The following is a 15,423-nucleotide window of genomic DNA, read 5'->3' as shown; positions in this document are numbered from 1 at the left end:
GCGGTTTGGTTACGCAGCGAAGTCGCCGCGGCAGCCGCCTCCTCGACGAGAGCGGAGTTTTGCTGGGTACCCTGGTCCATCTGTATAACGGTCCGCTTCACCGGTTCAATGCCCACCGGGGCTGCTCATGGCTCGTTGCCGTGATCTCCCCCATGATGGCCGTCACGCGGTGCACGCTTTCGACGACCTCGATCGTCGTCGTGCCGGCCTCGCCCACGCGCGGGCTACAGGCTTCGACCGCGATCGCCGAATCGTCGATCAACGCCTTGACGTCCGTGGCCGCCGGCGCCGAACTCTCGGCGAGCCCGCACGTGCTGCTTCCACCGCGGCGTTCAATGCAAGGATATGGGTCTGGAATGCGATTCCATCAATCACCGCGATGGCATCGACGATCTTCCCGGATAATTGGTTAGGCAAACTTATCATCTCCACGATCTGCGACACCGCCGAGCCGCCACCCACTTCGCTCGGGCCAGCGGAAAAGTCACATCCGCAAGAGCAGCAACTGCCGGGCCGTGATGCATCTCGGCCGATTGCCCCTGAGAGACGTCGGGACGCCGCTAGTGATCGTAGTGATCGAACCGTTTGCGAGTGAGACCTGATTGACCAGACGAAATTTCGCTTTCAGGCCACCGCCGAGGTCCTCCGCTCCATCCACGCCAAAGATATTCGGAACAGCAATGTCATCCGCCATCTGCCAATTCGACTTACCGCCCCGCTTGCTGATATATGACACACCGACGTCCAGCAAGCCGAAAATCCCGACACTCCTTTGAGCATGAGCGATCGGCGCAGTGAGGCAAAGAACTGCTGACGTCTTTGGACTTGAAAGTCTTACGCATACTTTACCTTCCAAGTAAAATTGGACTATCAGTCCGCGGATGAACAAATGACGAAGAAAACGAGCGAAAGCAAGAAAACGGAGCCACTGGCGAAGCAGCACGGTTGGCACCTGGCAACGGACGAATTCGGAGTCGAACTCACTGACCTCGAGTACGCGGTGATGCGCGTTTATCAATCGTTTTTACGCTGGCAATCTGAATGCATGGCCGGGGTGACAGGTATTGCCCTGAGCGGGCAGGAAAATACGCTGATGCACATTATCCGCATGCACGATCGGCCAAAGACGATCAAGGACCTGATGCACTTAACAAATCGTCAGGACACCCAAAACATGCAATACGAATTGCGTAAGCTGATAAAAGCGGAACTCATTGATAAATACGGCTCGGCCCGCACCGGGATTTACTACGTTGCCACGCCAACAGGCATCAAAGTCTGCGACGACTATGCGAAGCTGCGGCGCGAAGTATTGCTCGAGGCCGCCCGCAGTGCCAGCGGAATTCCCGGCAGCGCGCGGGCCGTTACGGTTTGCCTGGAACAGATGGAAAAAGCCTACGAATCGTCCACTCGGGAAGTCGCGACATTTCACCGCCGTCGCTGAACGCCTTCGCGCCCTTATTCCTACGTCCTGCTGTGCGCCCTCCACCGCTTTAGATGAATTTTTAAAATGAAATTCAATTTAAACGCATAGTAAGCAACAAACCCCTTCTTGACAAGGAGTTTTCCCATAGGGGAAACACCGAGCCCCGATGAACCATCAGAGGCGCTTACGTAGATGCCTCTCGGATTGCAAGACGGTTTCGCACGTCAATCTGCAGGTCAAGACAGAACGCTATGGCCGGCCTTTGGCCGATCGCCCTCACGCGTTCGCAAGCCTGCGCTTCACAAGTGCCTCAGAAACTCCAGAAGAGGAAATGGTGACGCTTGCGCACACGAGGTGCGCGCTGCGTAACACGCCCTGGGGTCAACTGTTCGTGTGCATCGATAACTCGAGCACGCAGCGCCGCGTCATAGAATGCGCCGACCACTGGCAAGGCGCTGTGTGCACCTTCACCCCAGTAGTCGTCGCGTAACGTCACGCGTGCGTCGTCGAATCCCACCCATGCACCGGCGACCAGCTGCGGGTGGATCAGGATGAACCAGCTGTCCGTGTTGTCCTGTGTCGTTCCCGTCTTGCCGGCCACGTCGGCACGAATCCCGAAGCGCGTCCGGATGTCGCTACCGGTGCCACGGTCGACGACGTCGCGCATCACGTCGACCAGCTTCAGTGCCGCAGTTGCCGGCAGCGCCTGCTCCGACCGCGCGGCCGGAAATTCAGCGAGGACGTTGCCGTTGCGATCCTCGATGCTCGTCACCATGCGCGGCTCGACATAGGCGCCGCGGTTCGCGATCGTGCAATACGCCGAGACCATCTCCCTGAGCGTGACCGGGCTCGTGCCCAGGGCGAGCGACGGCACCGGATCGAGCGGGCTCTCGCGCACACCCATCACCCGCGCGAGCGCGGCCACCTTTGCGGGCCCCTCTCGCACCATGAGCTGGGCAGTCACGCGGTTCCGTGAAAAGGCAATGCCGTCACGCAGCGTCATCGGCCGGCCGGTCGGTGGCTCCGGGTCAGTCGGCTTCCATACCGCAGTGCCTTTCAAGGGGATCGAGACGTTGCGATCAACGATCGTGTCACCCGGCTGCGCGCCATCCGCGAAGGCGGCGCCATAGACGAAGGCCTTGAACGTGGAACCAGGCTGCCGTCGTGCCTGCTGAACGTGATCAAAAGGTTCGTCATGAAAATCGCGGCTGCCGACCCATGCCTTGATGTCTCCGTTGCGCGGATCCATGGCGACGAATCCCGCCTGAATCTGTGTCTTGCTGTGACAGAGGCCATCGACAAACGATGCGTCCATCGCGAGTTTTCTGACGGCGTCCTGATCCGACAGTCCGGTATCCCGTACAGTCCGATACTCGACTGTTTGCCTGATGAACGACTGGAACAGCGCGTTGCCTGGCCAGCAGCCGGTCCGCGTGTTCCACGCGTCGTTGGAGATCGACTGCAACTGGCTGGTCTGCCACGCAACCGCTTGCGTTGCCATTGCCTGAAGCCGGGAATCGATGGTCGTTCGCACGACCAGCCCGTCGGAATAGATGTTGTAGTTGTTGCGATCCGCCCAGGCAGTCAGCCATCTGCGCAACTGGGCTGCGAAGTGCGGAGCGGAGCCAACGGCCTCCGACTGGGGCTCGAAGTTGACATTGAGCGGCTGGCGCATGAGCCACGCGTATGCACCCGGTTCAAGTTTGCCGAACTTCACCATCTGCTGGAGCACCGTGTTGCGGCGCTCCAGTGCGCGATCCGGATTGAGCACCGGGTTGTAGGCGCTGTTCGCTTTCAGCATCCCCACGAGCGTCGCACTCTCGAGGATATTCAGCTGCGCGGCGGGCTTTCCAAAGTACGTGCGGGCAGCCATCTCTACGCCGTACGCGTTGTACAGAAAGGGCACCGTGTTCAGGTACGTCTCAAGAATCTGGTCCTTGCTGTACACGGATTCGATCTTGAGAGCAGTGATCGCTTCCTTGAGCTTGCGCGTCAAGGTTGGCGCGCGGCCGATTTCGTCCGGATACAGGTTGCGTGCAAGCTGCTGGGTGATGGTGGAGCCACCCTGGCGGCTGCCGGTGAACGTATGGAGCGCGGCCGCCGCAAGGCGCTGGAGGTCGATCCCGTGGTGGTCGTAGAACCGGTGATCCTCGGTCGCAATCAGCGCGTCCACCACGTGCGGCGAAATCTGGTTGAGCGTGACCCATTCGCGATTGACTGGCTTGAACTCGGCGAGCTGGTAGCCGTCGGCGGAGAGGATCAGCGCGGGACGATCGACGCGGGCCTTACGGATGTCCCCGAGGCGAGGGGTGAATGGAACCAGGGCCAGCGTGTAAGCCAGCGACAGCGCCGGCAATATCGCAACTGCCAGCGCGATGCCGTGACGGGTTGGGTGGCGCACGCCGTGCAGCGCAGCGCGGACAAGGCCGCTTGCCTTCGCGCCGGCCGTGGCGGCAATCGAGCGGACACGGCTCACCCAGCGTGCGCAGAGTTCACGAAATAGCGACACATACGGGTGATTCACGATAGCTGCGCAAGGAACGAAAGGCCGGATCGTATCAAAGCGCAGGCGACTTTCTGCCGGCAAAACAGGCTTGCATGCCCGCTGCTAACAGATGATTACACTTGTTTCGAATCTGTCGCGCTGCCGACGAAGAATGGGCGTCGGCAGCCACGTACTTCCGGAATCCATATGCCTTGTTCACGCGATACGTTTGACCGGAAGCGAAGTCTGATTAGCACTCGCCTTTCTTGGCGTGTCCGGGCGGGCAGTGCCAACCCTTATCATGATGATGGTGCTTTTCCCAGTCGTCGCGTTCCCAGTAGCGATGGCCATCCCAATAGCGGTCGCCATGCCAGCCAGGCGTAACGACGATCGCGGCAGGAGGCGCCGGCGCAACCACGACAGGGGTACCCACGTTGATGCCTACATTGACATCGGTCGCGTGTACCGCGCTGGTCAGGCCGATTGCAGCGGTAGCAAGTGCCAACCGTGCGAGTGCTTGTTTCGTCATGGAACGGTCCCCAAAAATATTAACGTGTGCCCGGGTCGGATTACGCTGGACAATAAAAAACCCACTCGAAGGCGGGTTCATTGGCACGACGATTCTAGCCGGATTCGCGCGGTTTTTGCTCCTCTATTCGTCGTCCCCGACCGCCAACGTCTTCGTAACGTCGCCGCGATCTGGTTATTGCGGCGCCCGCGGCCAGTCACCCGGCAACGTACTTTACATGTTGTTACCGTCGCGCAGCAGACGTCCACGCGGGCTTTCCTTATACTGCCGCGCAATCGCCGTCCTCGTCACGTTTGCCGTGTGCGGCGTCAATGCCAACCACACAGTGATGCCCATGCTCTCTACCAGGTCCGCCCTTACCGCCGCGCTTCTCGCTGCAGCAAGTCTTTCGTTGTCGGCATGCGTTGCCCCAGGCTATACGCCGTATGGCGCGCAGCAAGGCTACCAGGGCCAGTATGCAGCCGCCCCGTATAGCCAGCCCGCTTACGCGCAACCAGGCACCGTGCAGCAACCCGCCTACGCGCCACCGCCTGCGCCGCAACAGCCGTATGACGCGCAAAACAACGGCCAGTACGGTTCGCAGTACACCTCGCAATACGGCAACCAATATGGCACGCAGGTAGGCACGATCTCAAGCATACGGCCATTGAGTAATGCCACGGGCACCTCAGGCATTGCCGGAACCGTGGTCGGCGCGCTGGTTGGCGGTGTTCTCGGTAATCAGGTCGGTGGCGGCCATGGTCGCGATGCCGCTACCGTCATCGGCGCGCTCGGCGGAGCCTACGCAGGCAACCAGATCGGCCAACAGATGGGGCAGCCCGCTGGATACCAGATCGACGTGCAGCTAAGCGACGGCTCAACCCGCGCGTTCAACGTGCCTACGCCCGGCGACCTGCGCCCGGGCGACCGTGTGCAGGTCAACGGCAGCCAGCTCGCGCGCTACTGATCCCGGCCGCTATCGCAGAGCGCAAGTGGCGGGACTCCTGACATCGAAGCCTGAGCCGAACTGCTGTACGTCCTCGCAGTCGGCCGGCTCTTTGCTTTCGCCCGCGATGGCGCGTGGCGGAGTACCGCTACGCCGCCACGCCCCTACCCGGTTAGAACCGGTGAATAATGCCCACACCCGCAGCAAACTGGCTGCGTGACGACGACGGCGCACCGTTCTGGCCGTCGCCGATATCGGCCGTTGCATTGATGATGCTCTTGCCGTTCGAGCCGATCGTCTGGCCACCCGCGCGCTGATACGCCTCCAGCGCATACAGACCCGTACGCTTGGACAGGCTGTAATACTGCGAGAGGTTGTACTGCTGATAGCTCGCCGCGCTGGTAATGCCATTCGACTGCGTGGCGCGCGTGTAGCTGAAACCGGCGGCCAGATCCAGCGCCGTCAGCGGCTTGAAGTGCACCACCGCGCCGCCCGTATTGAAGGTCGCCTGGCTGCGGAACGCCGAGTTGGTGCCCGGAATGTATTGCACGTTCGAGTACGAGAACGACACGTCCCACTGCGAGCTGAACGCGTAGCCGCCCGTCACCGCCACACGCTGCTGCGCCTGTGCCGTCTGGTAGCCGTTGTTGATACCCGAGACGCCCGGCTGCGAGCCGTTGTTCGACGCCGTGGAGTCGGGGCCCCACGCACCACCGCCCGATGTCGAGTTGTTGATGCGCTGGAAGCCCGCCGCGATGCCGAACGGACCGTTCAGGTACTGCAACGCCGCGCTCCACGTCGAACCGGCGTTGAAGCTGCCTGCCACGCCGCCCAGCGAATACGAGCCGCTGGCCGTCAGGCCGTGGAAGTTCGGCGACGTGTACACCAGCGAGTTGTTCACGCGATACAGCGTGTCGAGCGAATCGATATCGCCCGGGTGCGAGCCGTACGCGCCCGTCAGCCACGTGGTCGGGCTGTACGGCGAGAGCAGCGTGTAGTACGACGTATATTGACGGCCTGCCGTGAACGAGCCGTAGTTAGCGTTCGTCACGCCGACATAAGCCTGACGGTTGAACCCGAGACCCGGCACCGACTGCGCGCCGGTCGCGCTGTTAAAGCCCTCTTCCAGCTGGAAGATCGCCTTCGTGCCGCCACCCAGGTCCTCGCCGCCCTTCAAACCGAAGCGGCTGCCCGCCCAGATGCCGTTGACCATCTTCACGACCGAGCGGCCGCCGGTCGTCGAACCGAGCGACGTCTGGCTGCTCTGATAGCCGATACCCGTGTCGACGATCCCGTACAGCGTCACGCTGCTCTGCGCGTGCGCGCCGAGGGCGACCAACCCAAGGGCCGAGGTTGCTAATGCCTTCTTCATTTGTACTCCTCTGTAAAGATTTTTTATCAACTTCAAACTACGTGGCGTGACCAGCAATCGTCTGTCTTATGCGTTCAAGCCGGAACAAGACCCAATAGCTCACGCGCTTGCGCAGCGGTGGCCACGGGGCGCTCATATTCGCCGCACAGCGAAGCCACGCGTGAAACGAGCTGCGCGTTGCTGGTCGCGAGCGTGTCCTTGTCCCAGCGGACATTGTCTTCCAGACCGGTGCGGCAATGCCCGCCCATCTGCAGGGTCCAGTGGTTCACCTCGAGCTGATGGCGGCCAATGCCGGCTGCGGTCCACGTTGCGTCGGGCAGCAGCGCGGCGAGCTGCGCCACTTCGAACTCGAGAATCTCGCGGCGTGCGGGCAGCGCGTTCTTCACGCCCATCACGAACTGAACATGCACCGGCGCTTTGAGCAGACCCTGCTCGACCAGGTCCACCGTGCTGTACAGCATGGCCAGATCAAAGATCTCGATCTCCGGCTTCACGTCATGCTGCAGCATCGACGCGGCAAGCGAGCGCACGAAGTCAGGGGGATTCTCGTACACCGTGGTGGGGAAATTCACGGAGCCCGTTGCGAGCGACGCCATATCCGGCTGTAGATCGAGCATCGCGCCGCGCTGCTCGAACGATCGCCCGCGGCCGCCCGTCGAAAACTGCACGATCATCCCCGGGCAATGCCGGCGAATGCCGTCCTGGAGTTCGGCGAAGCGCGAGCGATCGGAGCTCGAGTTCTCCTGCTCATCGCGCACGTGCAGATGAACAAGTGTTGCGCCTGCCTCAAAGGCTTCGTGGGTGCTCTCGATCTGTTCGGCGATCGAGATGGGCACGGCGGGGTTGTCCTTCTTGCGCGGCACGGAACCGGTAATGGCTACAGTAATGATGCAAGGTGAACTCATGTTGTGTCTCCGTGATAGATGATGGTGTCGGCCGGCGTGGCGCTACCCAACGTACCTGTCAGCGCTTTTTCATGCGCGCGGCGACGACTAGTGACAACAGGCAGCCGATCACGAGATAGCCGGCTACGGGATGCCAGGAACCTCCCGCGAGGCTGACCAGTCCGACCGCGATGAACGGCGTGAAGCCACCGCCCACTACGCTGGCCACCTGATAGCCGACGCCCGCGCCGCTATAGCGATACTCGGTGCCGAACAGTTCAGTGAACATCGGCTGCTGGACGCTGACCACCATGTCGTGTGCGATGTTGGCGAGCAGCACGGCGAACACCACGATCCAGAGCGTCGAACGCGCGTCGAGGGCCACGAAGAACGGCACGGCGCTCAGCATGCCGACGAGCGCGCCGATCATGTAAATGCGGCGACGTCCGAAGCGATCGGCAAGCAGCGCGAAACAGGGAATCGTCACCACGCTCACCACGCCGACCAGCAAGCCAATGTTCAGAAAAAACTGGCGCGGCATGCCGAGGTTGGTCGTCGAGTAGCTGAGCGCGAAGGCCGTGACGATATACATCGTGAAGAGTTCGGCCAGACGCAGCGCAATGATCAGCAGGAAGGACTTGGGGTGTTGACGCAACGCTTCGACAATCGGCATGCGGGCGCGATGATGCGGCTTTTCCACCTTCTCGACGAATTCCTTCGACTCCTCCATGCTCGAGCGCACCCACAGGCCAATCAACACGAGCACGACGCTGAAGATGAAGGGAATGCGCCAGCCCCACACCCTGAAGCTTTCGTTGTCCATGGTCTGGCTCAGGATCGACACGATGCCGGTGGCGAGAATCAGACCGACGCCATACCCCACCTGAACGCCGCTGCTATAGAACGCCTTCTTTTTCTCCGGCGCGCTTTCAACCGCCATCAGCGCCGCACCGCCCCATTCGCCGCCCACGGCGAACCCCTGGATGGCGCGCAGCAGCACGAGCAGCGCCGGCGCCCACCAGCCGATCGACGCGAAAGTCGGCAACAGCCCGATCAGCGCGGTGGACAGGCCCATCATCATGACCGTCAGCACCAGCATGCGCTTGCGCCCGAGGCGGTCGCCGTAATGCCCGAACACGAAGCCGCCGAGCGGGCGAAACAGGAAGCCCACGCCGAAGGTGCCGAACGCGGCGAGCGTGCCCATCGCGGGACTGACCTGCGGAAAGAATTCGCGATTGAAAATGATGGCGGCGACGATGCCGTACAGCAGAAAGTCGTACCAGTCGACGACAGCGCCGACAAAGCTGCCGAGCGCCGCCTGGCGTGCGCGGCTCTTTTCGGAACGGACCAGGGTATGGGCTTCGGTAGATCGAATAGCGAAGGTCATGGAGGTGTCTCGAATGTGTCTCGTTTTGCGGATTCGGCTTGCGGCTAACCGGTAGAAGCGTTCGCTACGCTGACGGTAACTACAGGATAGGGAGCCGTCTTCGGGCGGGCAATGTTTGTCCACTACTTGCCGATCGATAATCGAACGCAAGCGCGCGATTAGCGCTCATTTTCAGGGATTGCACCAGGCCCCTGCGGGGTCCGGGCGGGCTCCCGGCAGTCGGCGGTTTCACGGGCAAGTCGCGAGATTGCCGCGCGACATCATGTCGGCGGGCTGCAGCATGTCGCGTAGATAAGCGTCGTCGGAGCGAACCGAGGCCGCCAGCTCGGGATACCCGAAAAACTCCAGGTACAAAGGGGTCTGCTGAATCAGCATGTCGAAGCCCGGCTCGGCCACGAGACCACGCGCCCGCGCCGCGCGCAGCAACGGAGTCGGCTGATTTTTCATCAGAATGTCGCACACGGCCGCGTGCGGCTCGATTGCGGTGACGTCGACCGGTAGAGAATCGGATTGTTTCAGGCCAAGCGGCGACGCGTTGACGACCAGGTCGAAGCCGCGCGGATCGTTATTGGCGAGGCACACGGCCCGAATGCCGCATGCTTCGCGCAGCACCCTGGCGAGTTGTTCCGCCCTGCTCTGGTCCGGGTCGTACAGGGCGATTTCCGCGAAGCCCGACGCTGCCAGTGCGGTGGCGAGCGCCGACGCTGCTCCGCCTGCGCCGATCAGAAGCACGCGCCGACCCACATAAGCGATCGCGGCGCGATCGAGCGAGCGCCTGAAACCTTCGCCATCGAAAAGCTCGCCTTCCAACGCTCCCTCCGAATTTCTTCGGACCGCATTCACCGCGTTGGCAACCGTCGCGGCAGGAGAGCGGCTGTCGACGATTGCCGCCGCCGCGGCCTTGTGCGGAATCGACAGGGACACGCCGCCGACCGTCGGCGATGCGAGCAGCGTTCGCAAGGTGGCTTCGAGATGAGCGGCCGGCACGCGCATCGGGACCATCACGGCGTCGGCGTTGTGCCGCGCAAATACCTCGTTGAAGACCTCAGGCGCGCGCACCTGATCGATCGGGTCCGCTATGCAGTAGAAGACCCTTGTCCGTCCGGTAATTCTCATCGCCGCTCCAGAGTGTTGGCGTTTCTGATGACAGAAGCTTATTGGCGCAACAGCCGCACTCCCAAGCCCAACGCGCGTGATTCGGGCGATAATCGCGCATTACCGTGCGTTGAGCGCGCAGAATGAGGGTTTTCTCTATGACACGACCAGCGTTGGACAAGCGTGACTGGATCGCCGGTCTGGAAAAAGGACTGGCCATTCTCGAGTCGTTCGACAGCGAGCATGCGCGCATGACACCTAGCCAGGCGGCCGAGCGGACCGGCATGACACGCACCGCGGCGCGCCGCTATCTGCTGACCCTCGAGCATCTGGGATACGTCCAGGGCGACGGCAAGCAGTTTGGCCTGACACCGCGCGTCCTGCGGGTCGGGTGGTCGTACTTCGATTCGGCGCGTTTGCCGAAACTGGTCCAGCCGTACCTGCAGCAGTTGAGCGCGGTCATCAACGAGTCGGTCTACGTCAGCGTGCTCGATGAATGGGAACTGGTGTTCATCGCCCGCAACGGCACCTCGCGCGTCATGACGACAGGCTTCGTGCTCGGCGCGCGCGTGCCGGCGCGGCTTGCGTCGCCGGGCGTCGTATTGCTTGCCTATCGGCCCGAAATGGATTCGGTGCGCGTATGGCTGGATGGCACAGAGCTCACGCCTTTTACGCCCCATACGCTGACCAACAAGACGCGCCTGATGGAAACGATCCGCCAGGCACGCGCAGATGGTTTCGCTGTCATTGAACAGCAACTTCAGATCGGCGTGCGAGGTATCGCTGTGCCGTTGAAGAACCGGCATGGCGAAGTCGTCGCGGCGCTCAGCACGAACATGCCGATGGGCAAGGAAAAGACCGAGGCCGCGCTAGGCCGCGTCTTGCAGCCTTTGCAGGAGACGGCACTGGCGATGCTTAACGTGCTCTAGCGGAATGACCGATGCTGCCCGGCTGCTGTGCGATTCAGGTGAACTTCAGCAGCCGCGCGCGGATTTCCGGATTCTCTCTAGAAGTAGTGACGTATGCCGATTGCCGCGACTCCCTGCGCGGAACTCGAACTGAGCGACATGCCGAATATCTGCGCCTGACGGCCACCCGTCGCATGCTGAAAGACGTAGGTCGCGTAGATATCTGTTCTTTTACTAAGCCGGTAATCGTAAATCACGCCATACGTGCTTCGAACACTCGCATAGAAGACATTCTTGGGACCGTTGTTCTTGTCGAGGAATGTGTACTCCAGGCCGACCACCTGGAACGGCGTGATGTTGTACCGTACGCCGACATCGAAAATACTGGCGACGTCCCCTGTCAACGTCCACCTCGAGTTGGTGTAGAGCGCATTGACCATGAAATCGCCCACCGAGGTCGTACCGCCAATGCCCAGCGTTCGCAATGTTCCTGGCGTCAGGTTGTCTTTGCGCGTGGTGTAGACAGCGCCCACTAAAGTGCCGGTCGTGGTCCATGTCGCACCATAGCTTTGGGTGCTATTGGGCGAGCCGATGCCAGGGGCGTCGCCGAAACCGTACATCGCGCCAAAGTTCAGTGACTTCACCGGACTCCACGTTGCCTTGACCGAACTGTCGACCTCCCCTCCTCCAATGCGGTCAAGCGAAGGATTGCTGCCGTTGTTTCCAAAAAAGTTGGCGTTGATCGCCGGGTGAAACTCCAGCGACGTACCATACCAGGAGTTCGCCGTCGTCTGCATGTAGTCCAGCATGAAGTCGGGTTGTCTGCCGAAGAGCACCTGCACCTGATCGTTCGCCAGTCCGACATAGGCGTAACGGCCGAATATTCGCTGGGCAGTCGCCGTACTCTGACCTAATGTCCCATTGTTCAGCGAGAATCCGCTTTCCAGCTTGAATACCGCCCTGAGTCCGCCGCCGAGATCCTCACGGCCGAGGAGACCCCATCGATCCCCGCGCATCATGCTGCTCGCCTCCTGCACACTATGATGCCCACCCTGATTGGTCGTGTACTGAATCCCAACGTCAAGGATTCCATACAATGTGACTGAACTCTGGGCGTGTGCGATGGGTGCAACCGTCGCAATGGCGGCGGCTACGCCAGGATAGAGCCATGACTTCACTTGTTGTCCCCTTGATTTGAAGTGTTATACAAAATCGCTGCTTGCGCGACGGCACACTTCATCGACCGTATTGACCATGAGCGCCCGTGCAATGACTCAAAAGTGCCCAGCCATTAATTGGCGCACAAGGTCCCGGGCTGGAACACCAGATTCCCGATCTGGTCATCCGGGTTTTCACGGTAACGGGGAGACAGGCACGACAACAGCAACGCCCGCTGCAACCTGGACGCACATGGCATGCTGACGCAAAGGAATTCCCCTTCCCGGAGAAGGGGTGCAGCATTGCGGGGTTTACCGCTTTTCGCTGTTAAGACGAGAAGCCAAAAAATCCACGAATGACCGCACTTTCGGTGACAGCGTTCTGTGCCGTGGGAAAACAGCATTGATCTCCCGCTCGCCTCTTTCCCAATCCGGCATCACCCCCACCAGTCTGCCCTCTTCGATATCCTGACGACACAGATAGTCAGGCAGCCAGGCCAGGCCCGATCCAGACAGCAGAACCGTCCGGAGCGTGCTCGTGTCATTGGCGAAGAAGCGCGGATGAACCGCGATCGTCGATATTTCTTCAGCGCGGCGCAGGCGCCACTCGTTCGGGCCGTCGGCAATGTCGAGGAGAAAGTGCGCCGGGAGGTCAACGGGTGACTCGGGTGTGCCATTCGCACGGAGATAGGCGGGCGTCGAAACCAGCACCAGCCGTGCACTCCCAAGTCTCTTCGCAATCAGCCTGGAGTCTTCGAGGGCGCCCGTGCGGATCACCACATCCATTTCGTCCGTCAACGGCTCTATTTTGCTGCTGGTGAGTTCCAGCGACACCTGGACGTCGGGATAAGCCGCGAGATATTCAGAGACAAGCGGTGCGATCATGAACTGACCAGGGGTAACGGGCGAACTGACTCGCAGAAGTCCTCGCGGGGTGAGCCGCACCTGTCCGACCTTTTCTTCCGCTTCTTCTACTTCGTTGAGTATCCGTTTTGCGGATTCGGCAAACAGCACGCCCGTATCGGTCAACGCCACCTTGCGATTGGACCGGATGATCAACGCGACACCCAGATGCTCCTCGAGCCGCGCGAGCGACCGGCTGACAGAAGACTTTGGCATTGCGAGCACGCGGGCTACTGAACTGAAGCTCATCAACTCGGAAAGCTTCGAAAAGACGCGAATGTCGATGAGTTCAATCATATGTTTCTGGTTGCTTAACCATTCAAGCCTGCATCATTCCCGTTTGCAACAAAATGAACTTCAATCGGCCAATCGCAGGTCAAACCCTTCGTAAGGACTGTGTAACGACGACAATAATATCTGTCAAACCGGGGTTTCCAGCACACCTCACGCGCCGCGGCATCGCTTGAATCGGCGCATTGACCCACCGTCTCGTTCCCATCGCGGAACACCACGTTTCGTGGATTCGTCTTGATATCGCTACGGGCGAGTGCAACGATAGGACTTAGAAAGCGCATACAGGTGCGCACTCCAGCCAAATCCCAACCACGAGGTTCGTATTGAAAGTCGATCCCGAAGAGTTCCGCAAAGGACTCCGAGCCTTCACGACAGGCGTCACTGTCGTTTCAATGCCTGACGGACGGGGCGGCATGCACGCCATGACCGCGAGTTCATTTGCGGCTGTTTCAGTCGACCCGCAACTGGTGGCGGTCAGCATCGCCAAGACCGCGAAGTCGCATGCACTGCTATCAAGCGACAACTATTACGCAATCAATATCCTCGCTGAACACCAGGGTTTTCACGGCCACTACTTCGCGAACCGGATACCTGAGCGTTGGGATCCTCCGCATGAATGGATTGCGGATACCCCTATTCTCACCGGCACGATGGGCTGGTTTCTGTGCCGCCGCTGGGCTGCGTACGAAGGCGGCGACCACACTATTCTGGTCGGTGAAGCCTTGCAGATTCACCGCACCGACGAACGGCCGCTAGTCTGCAATCGCGGCACATTCTATTCGCTGGGCCCACCAGTTGAAGCCGTTCATCCCGATCTTTCGCACGCCGGAAATAGCGCCGAAAAATCCAGCTGACAGCGGCCGGGCGACGCCACTTACCACGATCAGGCAGATATTCTCCATGACAAACAAGGTTCAGATAATCGACAACGGTCCCATGCAACTGACGGGCGAATTCGAACTTGTCGATGACAACGGCCAGATCGTGCGCGCCCGCAAGATCTACCGGTTGTGCCGATGCGGCCTGTCGGCGCGGCTGCCGTTTTGTGACTCGTCGCATGAACATGCGGGATTCTCGAGCTCTCCCCGAGCACCGCAATGCGGGCACAGCGCCGATCCTGCGCCCGCTTCTACTTCGAATACCCCCGCCCCCTCGCAATAATCTGTCTCCACTGGCACCGCTATGTCAATCGTCAAAGGTCAAATCATGAACGCCGGCCCGCTTCACCTGGTCGGCGAATTCGAAATCGTCGATGCGCTGGGCAACCGCTTTCCCAACAGCGGCATCTTCAGTCTCTGTCGATGCGGGCACTCGCAGAGCAAACCCTATTGCGACGGTGAACATCGGGCGCAACGATGGGCGGGATGCGCGGCGCCTGCTGCGTCCGCGCAAACCTTGGCTGACGTGCCCACGTCGAACACGTCGAACACGTCGGTGGACCAATCGCTGCAAAGCTAAGACGTTCTCGAACGCGCCGGCCGCGATCCGCCGCCGCGCTCTCCGGAAATCGGACACGAATGGAGGCCGATCTTGCATTCCGCAAGATCGGCCTCTTTACTCTCTACGAATCAGCCGCTCAAGTCTGCCTTCAATCCGGCGTTGCGAGCCATGTCCGTGCTCGCAACGTCATTAGCTACCGCACATCCGACGACAAGCAGTTCAGGCGGCTTCCACGTCCTTCTGCTTGCGGATGCGTGGGGGGTCGTAAATGCTGAGCAACATCAGCCAGCCCTCACCGATGTTCCGGATAGCATGCACAACGCCGCGCGGAATCCGTACCACTGAGCCCGCCTTGACCTGATAACACTTGTCGGCGATGTCGATTTCTCCTTCGCCCTCGAGGATATAAAACGCGTGGTTATCCTGGTCGATATGCAGGGGCGAATATCCACCCGGCGCAACCTTCGCAATATCGATGTTATAGGCGTCGGTGTACTCGGTCCCGAGAATGTTGAAGATGAATTCGTAACCGCGTGAACCTTCAATCTGATGCGATCGCCACGGCGTATCGAAAGTGTGCGTAATGTGGATCATTGAAGTCCTTTGATCTTGATGTTG

Annotated in this window: 18 protein-coding genes; 6 read left to right on the top strand and 12 right to left on the bottom strand. The window is 60.5% G+C overall.

Annotation, left to right across the window (positions count from 1 at the left end):
• Window positions 1-97 precede the first annotated feature (97 nt).
• From A6V37_RS43260 to A6V37_RS30775, 3 genes are read right to left on the bottom strand one after another with little or no spacing between them, the layout of a single operon-like run.
• Window positions 98-262 (bottom strand): hypothetical protein, encoded by a 165-nt coding sequence (locus A6V37_RS43260; RefSeq protein ID WP_157447912.1) that lies wholly within the window; start codon window positions 260-262, stop codon window positions 98-100.
• Entirely contained in the window at window positions 259-444 is a 186-nt protein-coding gene (locus A6V37_RS43255) for a methyl-accepting chemotaxis protein (RefSeq protein ID WP_425262290.1), read from the bottom strand. The genes A6V37_RS43260 and A6V37_RS43255 overlap by 4 nt, the downstream gene beginning before the upstream one ends.
• Before the next feature lie 40 nt (window positions 445-484).
• Window positions 485-943 (bottom strand): porin, encoded by a 459-nt coding sequence (locus A6V37_RS30775; RefSeq protein ID WP_242665863.1) that lies wholly within the window; start codon window positions 941-943, stop codon window positions 485-487.
• Between A6V37_RS30775 and A6V37_RS30770 the strand changes: the two genes are divergently transcribed.
• The gene (locus A6V37_RS30770; RefSeq protein WP_064269963.1) at window positions 890-1,444 is read left to right on the top strand and encodes a winged helix DNA-binding protein; all 555 of its coding nucleotides are present in this window, start codon (window positions 890-892) and stop codon (window positions 1,442-1,444) included. The two genes, A6V37_RS30775 and A6V37_RS30770, sit on opposite strands and share 54 nt — an antisense overlap.
• A gap of 292 nt (window positions 1,445-1,736) precedes the next feature.
• On the opposite strand, the gene A6V37_RS30765 is transcribed toward A6V37_RS30770, so the two are convergent.
• Window positions 1,737-3,950 carry a penicillin-binding protein 1A gene (locus tag A6V37_RS30765; protein WP_064286674.1) on the bottom strand — a complete coding sequence of 738 codons (2,214 nt, stop codon included), beginning with the start codon at window positions 3,948-3,950 and terminating at the stop codon, window positions 1,737-1,739.
• A 211-nt stretch (window positions 3,951-4,161) separates the two neighbouring features.
• On the bottom strand, window positions 4,162-4,440 hold the full coding sequence (locus A6V37_RS30760) for a hypothetical protein (RefSeq protein ID WP_064286673.1): 279 nt from the start codon (window positions 4,438-4,440) through the stop codon (window positions 4,162-4,164).
• 325 nt (window positions 4,441-4,765) lie between these two features.
• Here A6V37_RS30760 and A6V37_RS30755 point away from each other — a divergent pair, with 325 nt between their 5' ends.
• A complete protein-coding gene (locus A6V37_RS30755) occupies window positions 4,766-5,386 on the top strand; it encodes an outer membrane lipoprotein (protein WP_064269962.1) in 621 nt (206 codons plus the stop codon).
• A 151-nt stretch (window positions 5,387-5,537) separates the two neighbouring features.
• Here A6V37_RS30755 and A6V37_RS30750 read toward each other — a convergent pair whose 3' ends face one another.
• From A6V37_RS30750 to A6V37_RS30735, 4 genes are all read right to left on the bottom strand, one after another.
• Window positions 5,538-6,737 (bottom strand): porin, encoded by a 1,200-nt coding sequence (locus tag A6V37_RS30750; protein ID WP_064269776.1) that lies wholly within the window; start codon window positions 6,735-6,737, stop codon window positions 5,538-5,540.
• A 74-nt stretch (window positions 6,738-6,811) separates the two neighbouring features.
• The gene (locus tag A6V37_RS30745) at window positions 6,812-7,642 is read right to left on the bottom strand and encodes a 3-oxoadipate:acetyl-CoA acetyltransferase (protein WP_064269773.1); all 831 of its coding nucleotides are present in this window, start codon (window positions 7,640-7,642) and stop codon (window positions 6,812-6,814) included.
• Window positions 7,643-7,700: 58 nt separating this feature from the next.
• A complete protein-coding gene (gene shiA, locus A6V37_RS30740; protein WP_064269772.1) occupies window positions 7,701-9,008 on the bottom strand; it encodes a shikimate transporter in 1,308 nt (435 codons plus the stop codon).
• A gap of 228 nt (window positions 9,009-9,236) precedes the next feature.
• Window positions 9,237-10,124, bottom strand: coding sequence for a shikimate dehydrogenase family protein (locus A6V37_RS30735; RefSeq protein WP_064286672.1), 888 nt, complete (start codon window positions 10,122-10,124; stop codon window positions 9,237-9,239).
• A gap of 137 nt (window positions 10,125-10,261) precedes the next feature.
• Here A6V37_RS30735 and A6V37_RS30730 point away from each other — a divergent pair, with 137 nt between their 5' ends.
• A complete protein-coding gene (locus tag A6V37_RS30730; protein ID WP_064286671.1) occupies window positions 10,262-11,032 on the top strand; it encodes an IclR family transcriptional regulator domain-containing protein in 771 nt (256 codons plus the stop codon).
• Window positions 11,033-11,109: 77 nt separating this feature from the next.
• Here A6V37_RS30730 and A6V37_RS30725 read toward each other — a convergent pair whose 3' ends face one another.
• Together A6V37_RS30725 and A6V37_RS30720 are read right to left on the bottom strand one after the other, a co-directional pair.
• Window positions 11,110-12,189, bottom strand: coding sequence for a porin (locus A6V37_RS30725; RefSeq protein ID WP_075643583.1), 1,080 nt, complete (start codon window positions 12,187-12,189; stop codon window positions 11,110-11,112).
• Window positions 12,190-12,480: 291 nt separating this feature from the next.
• Complete coding sequence (locus tag A6V37_RS30720; protein ID WP_064269765.1) at window positions 12,481-13,368, bottom strand: LysR family transcriptional regulator; 888 nt, start codon at window positions 13,366-13,368, stop codon at window positions 12,481-12,483.
• A gap of 320 nt (window positions 13,369-13,688) precedes the next feature.
• On the opposite strand from A6V37_RS30720, the gene A6V37_RS30715 reads away from it, so the two are divergent.
• Genes A6V37_RS30715 through A6V37_RS30710 form a run of 3 tightly spaced genes read left to right on the top strand, consistent with a single transcriptional unit; the run spans window position 13,689 to window position 14,823 of the window.
• The gene (locus A6V37_RS30715) at window positions 13,689-14,219 is read left to right on the top strand and encodes a flavin reductase family protein (RefSeq protein WP_075643582.1); all 531 of its coding nucleotides are present in this window, start codon (window positions 13,689-13,691) and stop codon (window positions 14,217-14,219) included.
• Window positions 14,220-14,265: 46 nt separating this feature from the next.
• Complete coding sequence (locus A6V37_RS43250; protein ID WP_075643581.1) at window positions 14,266-14,526, top strand: CDGSH iron-sulfur domain-containing protein; 261 nt, start codon at window positions 14,266-14,268, stop codon at window positions 14,524-14,526.
• A gap of 21 nt (window positions 14,527-14,547) precedes the next feature.
• Window positions 14,548-14,823, top strand: coding sequence for a CDGSH iron-sulfur domain-containing protein (locus tag A6V37_RS30710; protein WP_064269761.1), 276 nt, complete (start codon window positions 14,548-14,550; stop codon window positions 14,821-14,823).
• Between the two features lie 201 nt (window positions 14,824-15,024).
• On the opposite strand, the gene A6V37_RS30705 is transcribed toward A6V37_RS30710, so the two are convergent.
• Window positions 15,025-15,399: a cupin domain-containing protein gene (locus A6V37_RS30705; protein WP_064269760.1), complete on the bottom strand. Its 375-nt coding sequence runs from the start codon at window positions 15,397-15,399 to the stop codon at window positions 15,025-15,027.
• Window positions 15,400-15,423 lie beyond the last annotated feature (24 nt).

The sequence above is a fragment of the Paraburkholderia ginsengiterrae genome, assembly GCF_001645125.1.
GTDB classification, from domain to species: domain Bacteria; phylum Pseudomonadota; class Gammaproteobacteria; order Burkholderiales; family Burkholderiaceae; genus Paraburkholderia; species Paraburkholderia ginsengiterrae.
Note: the sequence above shows the minus strand (reverse complement) of the source record. Positions and strands in the feature narration are given on the sequence as shown.